Origin of the sequence: Parvibaculum sp. (assembly GCF_049672805.1) — a bacterium.
Classification (GTDB): Bacteria; Pseudomonadota; Alphaproteobacteria; order Parvibaculales; family Parvibaculaceae; genus Parvibaculum.
In genome coordinates this window covers 1-15,240 of the sequence record NZ_JBATWS010000214.1, presented here as the reverse complement: position 1 = coordinate 15,240, position 15,240 = coordinate 1, and the positions used below count along the sequence as shown (strand labels likewise).

Here is a 15,240-nt window from a genome sequence, read left to right as displayed (position 1 = left end):
CGCCGACCGGAAGCCCGCCCCCGACCCCCTCGCCATTGATGAAAGGGTCATCCCGCAGATTGAGGCGCTGGAACTTGAACGGGGCCGCCCGCTCATCATTTCCGATGCGGATGAGGTGCTGCTCCAGTTCGTCTCGGGGCTTGAGCGTTACCTCGAAACGCAGGATCTCTGGCTCGACCTTCAAAGCTTTGCGCTGACCGGCAACATCAAGCGGCGCGGCACGAACGAACCCGTTCCCCCAGCCGAAATGCCGAAACTGCTCGAAGCGTTTTTCGCCTCCTCGACCCGGACTCTCATCGCTGTGCCGGGCGCGGCAGAAGCGCTCGCAGCCTTGTCGGAGCGGGCGCAGATTGTCGTCCTCACCAATGTGCCGCTTGAAGCAAAGGCCGAGCGCGAGGCGTGCCTCGCCCAGCAGGACATTCCCTTCCCCGTTATCGCGAATACAGGGCTGAAGGGCGGCGCTGTTCGCCGCCTTGCCGAGCGCGTGGAGGCCCCCGTCATCTTTCTTGATGACATTCCGCACAATCTGTCCTCGGTCGCAAAGGCACATGCGCCCGCGCATCTCATCCATTTCATAGCGGATGCCCGCCTTGCGAAATTGCTCGGCCCGGCGAGAGAAAGCCATTTCCACACGACGCTCTGGCCCGAGGCCCATGCCTTTATCGACGGCGTTCTGAAAGCAGACGGTTTCTGAACCGCGCTGCCTTCCGCTTTCCCGCTGCGGCCATGCTATTCTCCGCGCAAAAAGGGAATCTCTCATGCGGATCGGCATAGATCTCGGCGGCACTAAAATCGAAGGCATCGCGCTTGGCCCGGACGGCACGGAACGCGCGCGCAAACGCGTGCCGTCGCCCCGCAATGACTATGCGGCGACCATTACAGCAATCCGCGATCTCGTCGCGTCGCTTGAGGCGGAAGCGGGAACGCAAGGCAGTGTCGGCATCGGCATGCCCGGCGCGATTTCACCCGCCACGGGACTTGTAAAAAACGCGAACAGCACATGGCTGAACGGCCAGCCCTTTCACGCAGACATTGAAGCAGCACTAGCTCGCCCCGTGCGGCTTGCGAATGATGCAGACTGCTTTGCCCTGTCCGAAGCAACAGACGGCGCCGGTGCAGGCGCGCCCTCTGTCTTCGGCGTCATTCTGGGTACAGGCGTCGGCGGTGGCATCGTGGTGAATGGCAGGCTGCTATCCGGCCCCAACGCCATTGCAGGCGAATGGGGACACAATTCCCTGCCCTTCGTCCTGCCGGATGAGATGCCGGGGCCGGATTGTTATTGCGGCAAGAAGGGCTGCATTGAAAGCTGGCTGTCCGGGCCGGGCTTTGCGGCCGACTACATGCTCGACACGCGAGAAGCCCTCTCACCGGAAGGCATTGTTGCTGCGGCGCAGGCCGGCAATCGGCCCGCCCGCTTCGCATTGCGGCGCTATGCCGACCGCCTAGCCCGCGCGCTTGCCCATATCATCAATATTCTTGATCCCCATGTCATCGTGCTGGGCGGCGGCATGTCGAATATCGACGCGCTTTATGACGAAGTGCCCGCACGCTGGGGCGCGTACATTTTCTCCGACACAGTGGCAACGCGCCTTGCCCGCCATCAGCATGGCGATTCAAGCGGTGTGCGTGGTGCCGCGTGGCTGTGGTCGGCGGACAATAATCCATGAGCATGGCGCAGGGCCTTTGCCGGGATTGCTTTGAGCCGACACCGGAAGGTGCAGAGCGATGCCCTTCCTGCAAGCGCCCGCGCGTCATCTTCCACAAGGAACTGCACACACTCACCATCGCCCATCTCGATTGCGATGCCTTCTACGCAGCGATCGAAAAGCGTGACAACCCTGAACTGCGCGACAAGCCGCTGATCGTGGGCGGCGGCCAGCGCGGCGTCGTCTCCACCTGCTGCTACATTGCGCGCATACGCGGCGTGCGCTCCGCCATGCCCATGTTCAAGGCGCTTGCTGCCTGCCCGGAAGCGGTAGTGGTGAAACCGGACATGGAGAAATATGCCGCCGTGGCGCGTGAGGTTCGCAAGCTGATGCGCGATCTGACGCCGCTGGTGGAACCCGTCTCCATCGATGAAGCCTTTCTCGATCTCACCGGCACGGAGCGGCTGCACCACGCAAGTGCCGCTTCAAGCATGGCGCGACTTTCGAAGCGCATCGAAGATGAAATCGGCATCACTGTTTCCATCGGCCTTAGCCATAACAAGTTTCTCGCAAAATTCGCCTCCGACCTCGACAAGCCGCGCGGCTTTGCCGTGATCGGTCGGGAGGAGACGCTTTCCTGTCTTGCGGCCCGCCCCGTCTCGTCCATCTGGGGCGTCGGCAAGGCGCTGGAAGCAAAGCTTGCGCGGGACGGCATCACGCGCATCGCGCAATTGCAGCAGATGGAAGAGAACGACCTCATGGCGCGCTATGGCAGCATGGGCCGCCGCCTCTATCACCTCGCGCGCGGACAGGACAGCCGCCATGTCGAGCCGATGCATGAGACGAAAAGCATCTCGGCGGAAACAACCTTTATGCGCGACATTTCAAACGCGGCGGAGCTTGATGCCATTCTCTGGCCGCTCTGCGAGAAGGTGTCGCGCCGTGCCAAGGCCGCCGGCCTTTCCGGCCAGACCGTCGTGCTGAAACTCAAGACAGCGGATTTCAAGACGCGCACCAGAAGCCAGACCCTGCCCGATCCGACACAGCTTGCCGAAGTGATCTACCGCACCGCGTCGCCCATGCTCGCCCGCGAGGCGAAGGAGCGCACGAGCTTCCGCCTGCTCGGCGTCGGCATATCGGGCCTTACCGATGGCGACATTGCCGATCCACCCGACATGCTCGACCCCGACGCCACCCGCCGCGCGGCAGCCGAGCGCGCGATGGACAGGCTCCGCGAGAAGTTCGGCGATCTTTCCATCAGCAAGGGACGGGGCTTACGGAAATAGCACGCCTCAGCACGGACCCTCAGAAAAGAAAGTGATCTCGCTGAGCCGTGCCTTGATCTCGAGTTCCGTATAATTCAGCCGAAGGTCGGACGAGACGCCATTGGCAAAGAGCGTGAAGCTCATTTCGAAATCGGGCAGCCCTTCCGTATTGTCGAGATCGAAATAGCTTGCATGGGTGTTCCACCCCGCAAGCTCTTCCAGCAGCTCGCCGCCCTTCACGCCCGAAGCGGTCGGGGACGTACCGGGCCCGGTAACGAACACACTGACGCGCTTTTCTTTCTCTTCCGTCCCGTCGAAATAGATCTGCTCAAAAATACGATCGCCCCGCCGCATCGACTCGATCCAGGCACGCATGGAAGCAATGGGGAAAAGCGTTTCCGGGTGGAGCGTAACCACTTCCTCGCCTTCCCGTTCGAGGGTGACGCGGCCATCCTTGCCCCGGCGCGCGATGCCGCCTTCACGGCTGGTCAGTTCACCCCCCAGATACTCCGTCAGCGTGTAGCTGAACTCGTCGCTTGCTTCCGTCTCGAAGGTGCTGAGGCGGCTGTCGCTGGTCACGCCGCCCCCTTCCCCGCCAAAGCGCATCACCATGCGCTGCATCATGGTGTAACCACCGCAGGCAGGCCCGCCCTGCCACTCCACCACCATGCGCCCGTCAAGCCCGTTTATGTCGCTCGCCATCTCCGTGCGGCCAAGCGAAAGCTCATAGACGGCCCGGTGCATCTGGATGGGCAGCGGCTCCGCCGCCGCGGGCATGCAAAGCGAAAGAGAAATGCCGACCGCCGCCAGCCATCCGAAGCCGTGTTGCCGCACCCGAACACCACCTTCCATGCGCCTTGCCACCCTTTCCAGAAGTTACACCATCCGCTAAACCGGAAGGTGAGATCAATAGCCGGAACGCAAAATGCACCGCCCCCGCCTCTTCGTGACCCGCAAACTGCCCCCCGCCGTAGAGGCCCGCGCGGCCCGCGATTACGAGGCCATTTTCAACACAAACGACGGGCTGCCTGCTGCCGATGAGATTCTCAAAGGCGCGGAAGGCAAGGATGGCCTCCTCGTCACGGTGACGGACCGCGTCAATGCCGATCTGATCCGCGCGCTGCCGGAAAGCGTGCGGATCATCGCGACCTTCTCGGTCGGCTATGACCATATCGATGTCGCCGCCGCGAAAGCGCGCGGCATTATCGTCACCAACACACCAGATGTGCTGACGGATGCGACCGCCGAAATCGCCATGCTTCTGATGCTCGGTGCAGCACGAAACGCCACTTCATCCATTGCGGCGCTGCGCGGCGGCAAATGGAAAAACTGGGCACCCACCGGCATGCTCGGCACGGAATTGACAGGCAAGCGCCTCGGCATTCTGGGTCTCGGCCGCATTGGCCGCGCCACCGCAAAGCGCGCCCGCGCCTTCGGCATGGCGATCCATTATCACAGCCGGAAGCGCCTGCCCGAAGAACTGGAAGAAGGCGCGATCTACCACGAAAGCGCGGACGATCTTTTCCGCGTCTCCGATGTCCTCTCCATCCATTGTGCCTCAACACCCGAAACACGCGGCCTCATCAACCGCCGCACCATCGCGCTGCTTCCCGAAGGCGCGATCATCGTGAACACGGCGCGCGGTGATATTGTGGATGACGACGCGCTTATAGAGGCGCTCGCATCAGGCCGTATTGGCGCGGCGGGGCTGGACGTGTTCAACAATGAGCCGAACTTTCATCCCGGCTACCTGCCCCTCCCCAACGCTTTCCTCCTGCCGCATCTCGGCAGCGCCACGCTGGAAACGCGCAACGCCATGGGCTTCCGCGCGCTCGACAATCTTGATGCGTTTTTTGCGGGCAGCACCCCCCGCGATCTGGTCACGGCCTAGAAGGCATCTCTTGCCGAATCCGGCAAAAATTGCCGGGCACCTATTGGCACGACACAGGCCAACAGCTTGGATTTCTGCCATCTTTGCTCTGGCCCCGGCTTTGCACCCCCTGCGCCTGCTGACACGCTTCAAGAGGGGTCGCGCATAGGCGCGAAGAGGGCAATGGCTTATCCCAGGCGCACGCTCGAAATGATAACGAATACCACCGTTACCGGAGCCATGCCGGATACGGTGCTGATGCAGGATCCGCAAACAGAGCGTTTCCGCGAGAACCTGCGTCTCGTCGCCCATGGCCCTGCAACCCACCACCTCGCCCGCGAAGCACTCGCCTATGCGAATGAAGCGGAGGCCCGCATCCTCGACCTCAATGCGCGCATCCGTCAGCTTGAAATGCTGACGCAGACGGATGAACTGACTGGCCTTCTGAACCGACGCGGCTTTGATGATGTGATCCGCCGCAACCTCTCCAGCGCCGCACGCTATGACGAGACCGGCCTTCTCGCCTATATCGATCTCAACGGCTTCAAGACCATCAATGACCAATATGGCCATATGACGGGCGATGCAGTGCTGCGCGCTGTGGGCGCCTACCTGAAGAAGAATATCCGCACCACCGACTATGCGGCGCGCCTTGGCGGCGACGAATTCGCAATCCTTTTCGTGCGCGCCAGTCTCAAGCCCGCCCGCGAACGCGCGAAAGAGCTGGTGCGCGGCATCTCGAAGCTCGCGATCACCTGCAAGTCGAAGAAAATCGCAATCAGCGCGAGCCTCGGCCTCGCCGCCTATAAGGGCGACACGAAGGCAGAGAGCCTGATCGAGCAGGCAGACCGAGCCATGTATGCCGACAAGAAGCATGGCGGCCGCGCTGCCCGCCTCACCACGAACGGCTGATCAGGTCGCAGGGGTACCCTTTGGCTGTTGCTGCGTGATGCAGTGGATCGAGCCGCCGCCATAGGCGATGTCGAGGGCGGGCACCGTCACGACCTTCCGCCCCGGGAAAGCCTCCGCCATGATCGCCGCCGCCCGCTCATCATTCGGGTCATCATAGCCCGGCATGATGACGCCGCCATTGGCGATATAGGCATTCACATAGGAAGTGCAAAGTCGCCGCCCGTCAGGCCGCCGCATCTGGCGCTGGGGCTGCGGAATCTCGATCACCTCAAGCGACTTGCCGCGCGCATCCCGCGCCGCCTGAAGCCGCGCCTTGTTGTCCTGCATCCGCGCATGGTTCGGATCGCTTTTGTCATCCGGCATGTGCAGCAGCACGCGGCCCTCGCCAGCAAATGAGGCGATCATGTCCACATGCCCGCTCGTCTCATCATCCTCAAGACCGAAATCAAGCCAGATGATGCGCGAGACGCCAAGCATCAGCGCGAGGTTTTCTTCGATCTGCTGACGCGTCAGTTCGGGATTGCGATTGTCATTGAGAAGACATTCTTCCGTGGTGAGAAGCGTGCCGAAGCCATCCACCGAAATGGAGCCGCCTTCCAGCACCTGTTCGCCGCGATATTTGCGCATCCCCAGATGGTCGAGAAGCCGCCCGCCGAGCTTCGCATCATTTTCATAGCCGTGATAGGCATTGCCCCAACCATTGAAACCCCAATGCGTACCCGCGACCTGGCCCTTGCCATCGATCACGAAGATGGGACCGGTATCGCGCGCCCAGCTGTCATCAATGGGAAGCGGCACGATCTCCACCCCCCGCCCGCAGGCAAGTCGTGCCTCGGCTTCTTCTCCGGGACGGCAGATCATGGAGACAGGCTCGAACTCCGCAATGCTGCGCGCCACCCGCGCATAGGCCGCGCGCGCTTGCGGCAATTGCTCACCCCATACCTCGCCCCGGCATGGCCACTGCATCCAGCAGCGTTCATGCGGCTCCCACTCGGCGGGCATGAAAAAGCCGTCATCAGCGGGGGTCCGCGCTACAGGCATGGGCAGCTTCTCCAAAGTTTCATTGTCATGGAATGACGAAAGGTCAGACGATAGGTATAACCTTCAGGACAGGCTCGGCAACAGTGCTACAGGGAGAAATGGAAGATGACCGGAAAAATCGAAGCAAGGCTGAAAGAACTCGGTATCGAACTGCCCGCCCCCTCTGCTCCGGCCGGCACCTATGTCCCCTATGTCGTGACGGGAAATCTGGTCTTTATTTCGGGTCAGGGACCGGTCGGCCCCAAAGGCCTCGAATATCAGGGCAAGCTTGGCAAGGACCATGACATCGAAGCTGGCCGCGCGGCGGCGCGCCTCACCATTCTGAACGTGCTCGCCCAGATCAAGGCGGCCTGTGGCGGCGATCTTGACCGCGTGAAGCGCTGCGTGAAGCTGCTGGGCTTCGTGAACTCCACCCCTGATTTCGACCAGCAGCCCGCCGTTATCAATGGCGCGTCTGATCTTCTCGTCGAAATCTTCGGCGATGCAGGCCGCCACGCGCGTTCGGCTGTAGCCGCGCCCGCGCTTCCCTTCCAGATGACTGTGGAAATCGAAGCAATCTTCGAAATTGTCTGAGGCAGCAGCTTTGTCGGGAGGCTTCCGTGGGTGATCGCGAAGCAGCCATAGTCAAGATTACCGACGATCTTCTGTCGGTTGATCCTGCCCTCTGGGATGCTTGTGCAAATCCGCCGGGCGAGCCGTATAATCCTTTCATCTCGCATGCTTTTCTGAGCGCGCTGGAAGAAAGCGGCTCAGCCACTCGGCGTACGGGCTGGCTGCCGCATCACCTGATTCTCGAAGATGGCGAAGGCAATCTCGCAGGCTGTATGCCGCTCTATCTGAAGAGCCATAGCCGCGGCGAATATGTCTTCGATCACGGCTGGGCAAACGCCTATGAAAATGCAGGCGGCCGCTACTATCCGAAACTGCAATGCTCCGTACCCTTCACACCTGCAACGGGGCGGCGCCTGCTCACCCCTGCAGGGCCGGGGCGCGAAGCGGCAGAAGACATGCTGGCGGCGGGGGCCGTCGAGCTTGGCAAGCGGCTTGGCGTTTCCTCTCTCCACATCACCTTTCTACCCGAACGGCAATGGACAAGGCTCACGGAGATCGGTTTCCTGCAGCGGACCAACCAGCAATTTCACTGGCACAATCGCGACTATGCTTCCTTTACAGATTTCCTTGGCGAGCTTTCCTCACGCAAGCGCAAGATGATCCGCAAGGAGCGCGAGAAGGCACTGGAAAACGGCATCGAGATCGAATGGGTAACCGGCAGCGATCTCACAGAAGATCATTGGGATTCCTTCTACGCCTTCTACATGGATACGGGCGCACGCAAATGGGGCACGCCCTATCTTACCCGCGAATTTTTCAGCCTGATCGGCGAGCGCATGGCGAATGATACGCTTCTCGTCATGGCCCGGCGCAACGGGCGCTATATCGCCGGTGCGCTGAACTTCATCGGCAGCGATGCGCTTTACGGACGCAACTGGGGCGCGGTAGAGCATCACCCCTTCCTGCATTTTGAATGCTGCTACTATCAGGCCATCGACTTTGCGATCGAGCGCGGCCTTGCCCGTGTGGAGGCGGGCGCGCAGGGCGAGCACAAGCTCGCGCGCGGCTATCTCCCCTCCCGCACCTATAGCGCCCACTGGATCGCAAACGCTTCCTTCCGCGAGGCGGTGGCCGACTATCTTTCCCGCGAGCGCCAGCATGTCGATCATGACATCGCGGTACTTGGCGAATACGCCCCCTTCCGGCACGATATTGCTGCAACCGACTACCAGGAGGACGATTTCTGACGTGGCCTACGACCAGAACAACATCTTCGCAAAAATTCTCCGCAAGGAAGCGCCCTGCTTCGCCGTCTATGAAGATGATATGACGCTCGCCTTCATGGATGTGATGCCGCAGGCAGAAGGACACACGCTCGTCATTCCGAAGTTCCCTGCAGAGAATATTTTCGATCTCGATCCGGAATATGCAGGCGCGATGGCAAAGACCGTGAAAAAGGTTGCCGCCGCCGTGAAGCAAGCCTTTGCCGCACCGGGTATCATGATCGCGCAGTTGAATGGCGCGCCGGCGGGCCAGACGGTCTTTCACATTCACACCCATATCATTCCCCGTTCCGAGGGAATCGATATGAAGCTGCATGCGCGCGAGCTGGCAGATTTCGAGGAACTGAAGCGCCACGCAGAAATGATCAAGAAAGCGCTCGGCTAACAGCCTCGCAAGGCGGGGCACTCAAGGGGGAGGAAAAGATGCGCAGTCTCAAATATGGCGCAGCCGCCGTGCTGCTCGCGCTTGCGGCTGGCTGTTCGGAGGGAGAGCCGACCTATGAACTGGAAGCAGTGACCGGCCCTTCCCCGTTTCACGGGATTCATGGCCTCACCATTACCAGCGAAGGACGCCTTCTCGCGGGCAGCGTGATCGGTCGCGCGATCTATGAGGTGGACCGCAAGACCGGAGACACAAGCATCTTCGAGCCATCCCCCGAAGGCATGGCTGACGACATTGAGGAAGGGCCGGATGGTACGCTTGCGTGGACAGCCTTTCTCGACGGCAAGGTCTATGCCCGCAAGCCCGACGGCACGCTGCTGACACTTGCGGAAGGCCTGCCCGGCCTTAACTCACTTGCCTGGCGAGAAGATGGTCGCCTCTTCGCCACACAGGTTTTCCTTGGTGATGCGCTTTATGAACTTGATCCCACAGGCGCAAACCCGCCCCGCAAGATCATGGAAGGGATGGGTGGACTCAACGGCTTCGACTTCGACCCGGATGGCAAGCTCTATGGACCGCTCTGGTTCAAGAAACAGATCGCCCGCGTCGATGTGGATGCGGCAACGCTCGAAGTCATCGCGGAAGGCTTCGCCACCCCGGCGGCCGTGAACTTCAACTCGAAGCATGAGCTTCATGCCGTGGACACGGAAACGGGCCATGTCTATCGCGTGGACATCGAGACAGGCGAAAAGACGCTGCTCGCCGAAGTGCTGCCTGCCATCGACAATCTCGCTTTTGATGCAGAGGACAATCTCTACATCACCAACATGGCGGACAATGCCATCATCGCCATCGACACGGGAACGGGTGCCGCCGAAACAATTGTCTCCGGTCCTCTCGCCATTGCAGGCGACATCGAAATCTCCGGGGATACGCTCTATATCGCTGATCTCTTCGCCATCCGGAAACTTGACCTCGCAAGCAACGAAGTGTCGGAGCTTGCCCGCGTCTGGTCCTCACCCATCGATTACCCGCTCAGCATTTCGGCGAGCGGCGACCGCATTGCGGTTGCAGGCCTCACCTCTGGTGCGGTGCAGACATTCGACAAGGCATCCGAACAATCGCTCGGCCTGCATCACGGTTTCACAGTGCCTGCCGATGCCGTGCTGCTCGAAGATGGCCGCATCGCCATTTCCGAATATGCGCGCGGTGCAATCGTGCTTGTCGATGGTGATGACTGGTCGAAGCGCACTGACCTCGCCACCGGGCTTGCAGGCCCGGCCATGCTCAAGCTTGATGGTAAGGGCGGGCTGTATGTCAGCGAGCATCTTGGCGGACGCCTGACCCGGATCAACATTGAGAATGGCGAGCGCAGCATCGTGGCGGAAGGCCTCAGCGCACCGGAAGGTTTCGACATCGCCCCCGATGGCAGCATCGTGATTGCCGAAGTCGGCGCGAAGCAAATTTCGACGATCAATCCGGAAACAGGCAAAAAGACCATCATCAGGGGCGATCTTCCCATCGGGTTCGATGCGCCTGAATCCGTGCCATCCCTCTTCATTCCAACCGGCGTGGCCGTTGCAGCAAACGGCGATATCTATTTCTCGTCAGATATCGACGTGCGCATTTACCGACTGAAAAAAGGATAAAAAGTATATGTGGAGTATCGTTGCCGTCTTTGTCGGGCTTCTCTCGGGCGCAGAAGCATTTGCCGTGACCGATATCGGCCTCTTCAAAACCGAAGACAGCTGCAAGGCAGCTCTCGCGAGGGCGCTCACTACAGAGCTCAACGCGGAAGCAGAAGCGGAGTACAAGGACGGATATCGCAGGTTCATCTGCGTACGGGTGGCGGAAACAGAGCCCCTCGCCAACATTCGATGATAAAAAAGGCCGCTCCTCTTTCGAGATAGCGGCCTTTTCCTTTTTCGTCAGGCGCGTCAGCCCATATGGAAGGCAACGAACTTGTTGCCATCAAGGTCGCGGAAATAAGCGCCATAGAAGCTGTCGCCGCGCAGGCCCGGCGCACCTTCATCCTTGCCACCAAGGCTCAGCGCCTTCGCGTGAACCTTGTCCACATTCTCCCGCGAACCAACCGCCAGCGCGACCATCGTGCCATTGCCGGCAGTCGCAGGCTGACCGTCATAGGGCTTTGTCACGGCCAGCATGGGGCCGCCATTGCTATAGCCCTGAAACCGGCCCGGATCCGCCATGGCGCGCTTCGCGCCAATCACGCCAAGAAGCTCGTCATAGAACTTCACAGCCCGGTCGAGATCATTCGTCCCGACCATCACATAACCAATCATCAGCCACTCCCTTGTCTTTTCTTTGGTTGCACAGAAAAGGACGGCCATCGCATTCCTGCCAGATGACCGTCCACTGTCTCGTCTCGCCTGCCGTAGCAGGCTTCAAACTCATTCCACCAGAAGCGGAACCTTTGGAACAGAGCCACCGCCTGCTCCGCCACCGGAGCCATCCTTCGGCTTGCGCGTACCGGGCTTCCGGTTGCCGCCGCTCGGGCTGCGAGGCTGCGCCGGTTCGATGTCGAAGACAAGCGCGTCGTCCTCGACCTTCACCACCACATGCCCACCCTTCAGCAGACGCCCGAAGAGAACCTCATCTGCAAGCGGCTTCTTGATGTTCTCCTGGATGACACGGGCAAGCGGCCGCGCGCCCATCTGTTCATCATAGCCGCGCTCGGTGAGCCACTTGTTCGCATCCGGCGTAAGCTCGATGGTGACATTCCGGTCGGCAAGCTGTGCCTCAAGCTGCAGCACGAACTTCTCGACGACCTGCGCGATAACTTCCTGCGGCAGATGGCCGAAGGGGATCACCGCATCAAGCCGGTTACGGAACTCCGGCGTGAAGAGCCGCTTGATGGCATCTTCGTCATCACCGACACGCTTCTTCTGCGCGAAGCCGATGGTGGGCTTCGCCATATCGGCAGCACCCGCATTCGTCGTCATGATGAGCACGACATTGCGGAAGTCGATCTTCTTGCCGTTATGGTCGGTCAGCTTACCGTGGTCCATGACCTGCAGAAGGATGTTGAAGAGGTCCGGATGCGCCTTCTCGATTTCGTCGAGAAGCAGCACACAATGCGGATGCTGGTCCACACCATCCGTCAGCAAGCCACCCTGATCGAAACCGACATAGCCGGGCGGCGCGCCGATCAGACGCGACACCGTGTGCCGCTCCATATATTCCGACATGTCGAAACGCAGCATCTCGACGCCGAGAATGGAGGCAAGCTGGCGCGCAACTTCGGTCTTGCCGACGCCGGTGGGACCGGAGAAGAGATAGCAGCCGATGGGCTTCTCCGCTTCGCGCAGGCCCGCCCGCGCAAGCTTGATCGAGGCCGCAAGCGCATCGATCGCCGCATCCTGCCCGAACACCACACGCTTCAGCTCGGTATCAAGATCCTTCAGCTTCTCCGTGTCGCTCTTCGACACCGACTTCGGCGGGATACGCGCCATGGTCGAGATGACAGCCTCGATCTCGCCGACACCGATCGTCTTCTTGCGGCGGGATTCCGGCAGCAGCATCTGCGATGCGCCCGCTTCGTCGATCACGTCAATCGCCTTGTCGGGAAGCTTGCGGTCATGCATGTATTTCGACGACAGCTCCACCGCCGCCTTCACCGCATCATTGGTGTAGCGAACCTTGTGGAAGTCCTCGAAATAGGGCTTCAGCCCCTTCAGAATCTTGATCGTGTCGGGAACGGAAGGCTCCGCCACATCAATCTTCTGGAAGCGCCGCACAAGGGCGCGGTCTTTCTCGAAATGCTGGCGATATTCCTTGTAGGTCGTCGAGCCGATGCAGCGGATCGAGCCGCTGGCAAGCGCGGGCTTCAGCAGGTTCGACGCATCCATCGCACCGCCGCTGGTCGCGCCAGCGCCGATAACGGTGTGAATTTCGTCAATGAACATGACCGCGCCCGGATAGGCCTCGATCTCCTTGATGACCGCCTTGATGCGCTCTTCAAAATCGCCGCGATAGCGCGTGCCGGCGAGCAGCGTGCCCATATCGAGGGAGAAGATCGTCGCATCCTTCAGAACTTCCGGCACCTCGCCCTTCACGATGCGCAGCGCAAGCCCCTCGGCAATGGCCGTCTTGCCAACGCCGGGATCGCCCACAAAGAGCGGGTTGTTCTTGGAACGGCGGCAAAGGATCTGGATCGTGCGCTCAACCTCACGCTCGCGGCCGATCAGCGGATCAATCTTGCCCTGCTTTGCCTTCTCGTTGAGGTTCACGCAGTAATTGTCGAGCGCCTCGGTTGTGCGGCCCTTGGTGCCGCGCTCGCTGGTGCCGCCCGTCTCTGCTTCTTCATGCACACCGCGCACAGGCCGCGTCTCGCTCATGTCACTACGCTTGGCGATGCCGTGGCTGATGTAATTCACGGCGTCATAGCGCGTCATGTCCTGCTCTTGCAGGAAATAGGCGGCATGGCTCTCCCGCTCGGCAAACATGGCAACGAGCACATTGGCGCCCGTCACCTCTTCCCGGCCGGAAGACTGGACGTGAATGACCGCGCGCTGGATCACGCGCTGGAAACCGGCTGTGGGCTTGGAATCCTCACCATTGTCCACGACAAGGCTGGAAAGCTCATTGTCGATGTAATTGACGAGCTGCTGGCGAAGCAGATCCATATCGACATTACAGGCCCGCATCACGGCTGCGGCGTCCTGGTCGTCCATCAGCGCGAGAAGCAGATGTTCCAACGTCGCATATTCGTGATGGCGCTCATTGGCGAGCGCCAATGCGCGGTGAAGGCCCTCTTCGAGACTGCGTGAAAACGTCGGCACGTGCGAACCTTCCCTTCTGCTGCTTGACCACTATACAGCTTGAACGCGCAACTACTCTCTTTCCATCGTACATTGCAGCGGATGCTGGTGCTGCCGCGCGAAATCCATGACCTGCGTCACCTTGGTTTCTGCCACCTCATAGGTATAGAGGCCGCACACACCCACACCATGCTGATGCACATGGAGCATGATTACAGTCGCTTCCTCCCGCCCCTTGTTGAAGAACCGCTCCAGAATGTGAATGACGAACTCCATCGGCGTGTAGTCGTCATTCAGGAGCAGAACCTTGTAGAGGGAGGGTTTCTTGGTTTTCGGCTTCGTCTTCGTGATGACGCCGGTACCCACTCCGCCGTCCTCGTCATCACCGCGCCGCCTTTCGTCCGACATCCCCGTTCCTGCTCGCTTCTTACTGCCAGCCGGTGACCCGGCTGCTGACTATAGATAGGTAACCCTATCAAAATTCAAAGACCGTCAGCATTCTAGCCGGATTCGCCCGCTCTGGGGCGAGCCGGTGGCGACTTCGGAAACAGCCTCCCCCATGCGAGTTGGGCCGCCCTTGCCACGCCTGCAAGGTTTAGCATTCGTTAACCATGTTAATATTTTGGTAATACTCTGGCCGTTATCCTCCAAATCGTGTCCAAATGCCGGGGATACTTGAGTTTTTTCGCCATTTCCGGCCCCGAGGGTCTTCGCAAGCTGTGGTTCTTTGACTACAGTGATTTGGGGATAAGTTTCGGGGTCGCGCGCATCGGCAGGGCGCGCTGGCAGAAGGGGTAAAGGCGTATGCAGGAACCTGCGCTCACGAGTTTTGCGCGCACTTCCTTCCCTCTCAGGCGGGGTGCTTTGGGCGCCGCGCTGGCCATGTGCCTTGCGATCTTCGCTTTCGCCCTTCCCGCCCCTGCTGCAGCCTCCGCCAAATCCGCCGCGCTGGTCATGGACGCCCATACGGGCAAGGTCCTCTATTCCCGCAATGCCGACGAATATCGCTACCCCGCTTCGCTGACCAAGGTGATGACCCTCTATCTCCTCTTCGAGAAGCTGGATAAAGGGGAGATCACCCTCAAGTCGCGCATCAAGATGACGGCGAAAGGCGCGGGCATGCCGCCCTCCAAGCTCGGCCTGCGCGCCGGTGAAACGCTCACCGTCGAGGAAGCGATCCTCGCCCTCATCACCCGTTCCGCCAATGACGTGGCCTCCGCCACCGGCGCCTTCATCGCCGGCACCGAAGATGCCTTCGCCGTGCAAATGACGAAGAAGGCCCGCGCGCTTGGCATGAGCAAGACAACCTACAAGAACGCCTCCGGCCTGCCCGACAAGGACCAGCGCACCACGGCGCGGGATCAGGCAACGCTTGCAAAGCGCATCAAGGAAGATTTCCCGCAATATTACGCCTATTTCAGCACCGAGCATTTCGAGTGGCGGAAGGCGCGCATCCATAACCACAACAGGCTTCTCGGACGCTATGAAGGCACGACGGGCCTCAAGAC

At 60.5% G+C, this 15,240-nt stretch carries 16 protein-coding genes; 11 read left to right on the top strand and 5 right to left on the bottom strand.

Annotated features, from left to right (window positions below):
• From WBF74_RS06845 to WBF74_RS06835, 3 genes are all read left to right on the top strand, one after another.
• Positions 1-694: hypothetical protein (locus WBF74_RS06845; RefSeq protein WP_424437160.1), on the top strand; the 694-nt coding region annotated here is incomplete at its 5' end.
• A gap of 64 nt (positions 695-758) precedes the next feature.
• The gene (locus WBF74_RS06840) at positions 759-1,667 is read left to right on the top strand and encodes an ROK family protein (RefSeq protein ID WP_424437157.1); all 909 of its coding nucleotides are present in this window, start codon (positions 759-761) and stop codon (positions 1,665-1,667) included.
• On the top strand, positions 1,664-2,932 hold the full coding sequence (locus WBF74_RS06835; RefSeq protein WP_424437154.1) for a DNA polymerase IV: 1,269 nt from the start codon (positions 1,664-1,666) through the stop codon (positions 2,930-2,932). Before WBF74_RS06840 ends, WBF74_RS06835 begins: the two co-directional genes overlap by 4 nt.
• Positions 2,933-2,938: 6 nt before the next feature.
• On the opposite strand, the gene WBF74_RS06830 is transcribed toward WBF74_RS06835, so the two are convergent.
• Complete coding sequence (locus WBF74_RS06830; RefSeq protein WP_424437151.1) at positions 2,939-3,763, bottom strand: EipB family protein; 825 nt, start codon at positions 3,761-3,763, stop codon at positions 2,939-2,941.
• Positions 3,764-3,836: 73 nt separating this feature from the next.
• Here WBF74_RS06830 and WBF74_RS06825 point away from each other — a divergent pair, with 73 nt between their 5' ends.
• Positions 3,837-4,802: a 2-hydroxyacid dehydrogenase gene (locus tag WBF74_RS06825; RefSeq protein WP_424437148.1), complete on the top strand. Its 966-nt coding sequence runs from the start codon at positions 3,837-3,839 to the stop codon at positions 4,800-4,802.
• Between the two features lie 162 nt (positions 4,803-4,964).
• Positions 4,965-5,693 carry a GGDEF domain-containing protein gene (locus tag WBF74_RS06820; RefSeq protein ID WP_424437145.1) on the top strand — a complete coding sequence of 243 codons (729 nt, stop codon included), beginning with the start codon at positions 4,965-4,967 and terminating at the stop codon, positions 5,691-5,693.
• Here the strand turns inward: WBF74_RS06820 and WBF74_RS06815 are convergent, their stop codons facing one another.
• Positions 5,694-6,734, bottom strand: coding sequence for an agmatine deiminase family protein (locus WBF74_RS06815; RefSeq protein WP_424437142.1), 1,041 nt, complete (start codon positions 6,732-6,734; stop codon positions 5,694-5,696).
• Between the two features lie 105 nt (positions 6,735-6,839).
• Between WBF74_RS06815 and WBF74_RS06810 the strand changes: the two genes are divergently transcribed.
• From WBF74_RS06810 to WBF74_RS06790, 5 genes are read left to right on the top strand one after another with little or no spacing between them, the layout of a single operon-like run.
• On the top strand, positions 6,840-7,307 hold the full coding sequence (locus WBF74_RS06810) for a RidA family protein (protein ID WP_424437139.1): 468 nt from the start codon (positions 6,840-6,842) through the stop codon (positions 7,305-7,307).
• 26 nt (positions 7,308-7,333) lie between these two features.
• Positions 7,334-8,533 (top strand): GNAT family N-acetyltransferase, encoded by a 1,200-nt coding sequence (locus WBF74_RS06805; protein WP_424437136.1) that lies wholly within the window; start codon positions 7,334-7,336, stop codon positions 8,531-8,533.
• On the top strand, positions 8,526-8,954 hold the full coding sequence (locus WBF74_RS06800; protein ID WP_424437163.1) for an HIT family protein: 429 nt from the start codon (positions 8,526-8,528) through the stop codon (positions 8,952-8,954). Before WBF74_RS06805 ends, WBF74_RS06800 begins: the two co-directional genes overlap by 8 nt.
• A gap of 38 nt (positions 8,955-8,992) precedes the next feature.
• Positions 8,993-10,600 carry a hypothetical protein gene (locus tag WBF74_RS06795; RefSeq protein ID WP_424437133.1) on the top strand — a complete coding sequence of 536 codons (1,608 nt, stop codon included), beginning with the start codon at positions 8,993-8,995 and terminating at the stop codon, positions 10,598-10,600.
• A 7-nt stretch (positions 10,601-10,607) separates the two neighbouring features.
• Entirely contained in the window at positions 10,608-10,832 is a 225-nt protein-coding gene (locus WBF74_RS06790; protein WP_424437130.1) for a hypothetical protein, read from the top strand.
• 56 nt (positions 10,833-10,888) lie between these two features.
• Here the strand turns inward: WBF74_RS06790 and WBF74_RS06785 are convergent, their stop codons facing one another.
• The 3 genes from WBF74_RS06785 to clpS all read right to left on the bottom strand — a co-directional run bounded on the left by WBF74_RS06785 (position 10,889) and on the right by clpS (position 14,140).
• A complete protein-coding gene (locus tag WBF74_RS06785; RefSeq protein WP_424437127.1) occupies positions 10,889-11,254 on the bottom strand; it encodes a VOC family protein in 366 nt (121 codons plus the stop codon).
• A gap of 108 nt (positions 11,255-11,362) precedes the next feature.
• Positions 11,363-13,753 (bottom strand): ATP-dependent Clp protease ATP-binding subunit ClpA, encoded by a 2,391-nt coding sequence (gene clpA, locus WBF74_RS06780; RefSeq protein ID WP_424437124.1) that lies wholly within the window; start codon positions 13,751-13,753, stop codon positions 11,363-11,365.
• A gap of 51 nt (positions 13,754-13,804) precedes the next feature.
• A complete protein-coding gene (gene clpS / locus WBF74_RS06775; RefSeq protein ID WP_424437121.1) occupies positions 13,805-14,140 on the bottom strand; it encodes an ATP-dependent Clp protease adapter ClpS in 336 nt (111 codons plus the stop codon).
• A 396-nt stretch (positions 14,141-14,536) separates the two neighbouring features.
• Here clpS and WBF74_RS06770 point away from each other — a divergent pair.
• Positions 14,537-15,240 (top strand): D-alanyl-D-alanine carboxypeptidase family protein (locus WBF74_RS06770; protein WP_424437118.1); only part of this gene is annotated, 704 nt, incomplete at its 3' end.

Excerpts from the sequence above, each read along its gene's own strand:
- WBF74_RS06840 (WP_424437157.1), top strand. The coding sequence starts at position 759 with ATGCGGATCGGCATAGATCTCGGCGGCACTAAAATCGAAGGCATCGCG.
- WBF74_RS06835 (WP_424437154.1), top strand. The coding sequence starts at position 1,664 with ATGAGCATGGCGCAGGGCCTTTGCCGGGATTGCTTTGAGCCGACACCG.
- WBF74_RS06830 (WP_424437151.1), bottom strand. The coding sequence starts at position 3,763 with ATGGAAGGTGGTGTTCGGGTGCGGCAACACGGCTTCGGATGGCTGGCG.
- WBF74_RS06825 (WP_424437148.1), top strand. The coding sequence starts at position 3,837 with ATGCACCGCCCCCGCCTCTTCGTGACCCGCAAACTGCCCCCCGCCGTA.
- WBF74_RS06820 (WP_424437145.1), top strand. The coding sequence starts at position 4,965 with ATGGCTTATCCCAGGCGCACGCTCGAAATGATAACGAATACCACCGTT.
- WBF74_RS06815 (WP_424437142.1), bottom strand. The coding sequence starts at position 6,734 with ATGCCTGTAGCGCGGACCCCCGCTGATGACGGCTTTTTCATGCCCGCC.
- WBF74_RS06810 (WP_424437139.1), top strand. The coding sequence starts at position 6,840 with ATGACCGGAAAAATCGAAGCAAGGCTGAAAGAACTCGGTATCGAACTG.
- WBF74_RS06795 (WP_424437133.1), top strand. The coding sequence starts at position 8,993 with ATGCGCAGTCTCAAATATGGCGCAGCCGCCGTGCTGCTCGCGCTTGCG.
- WBF74_RS06790 (WP_424437130.1), top strand. The coding sequence starts at position 10,608 with ATGTGGAGTATCGTTGCCGTCTTTGTCGGGCTTCTCTCGGGCGCAGAA.
- WBF74_RS06785 (WP_424437127.1), bottom strand. The coding sequence starts at position 11,254 with ATGATTGGTTATGTGATGGTCGGGACGAATGATCTCGACCGGGCTGTG.
- clpS (WP_424437121.1), bottom strand. The coding sequence starts at position 14,140 with ATGTCGGACGAAAGGCGGCGCGGTGATGACGAGGACGGCGGAGTGGGT.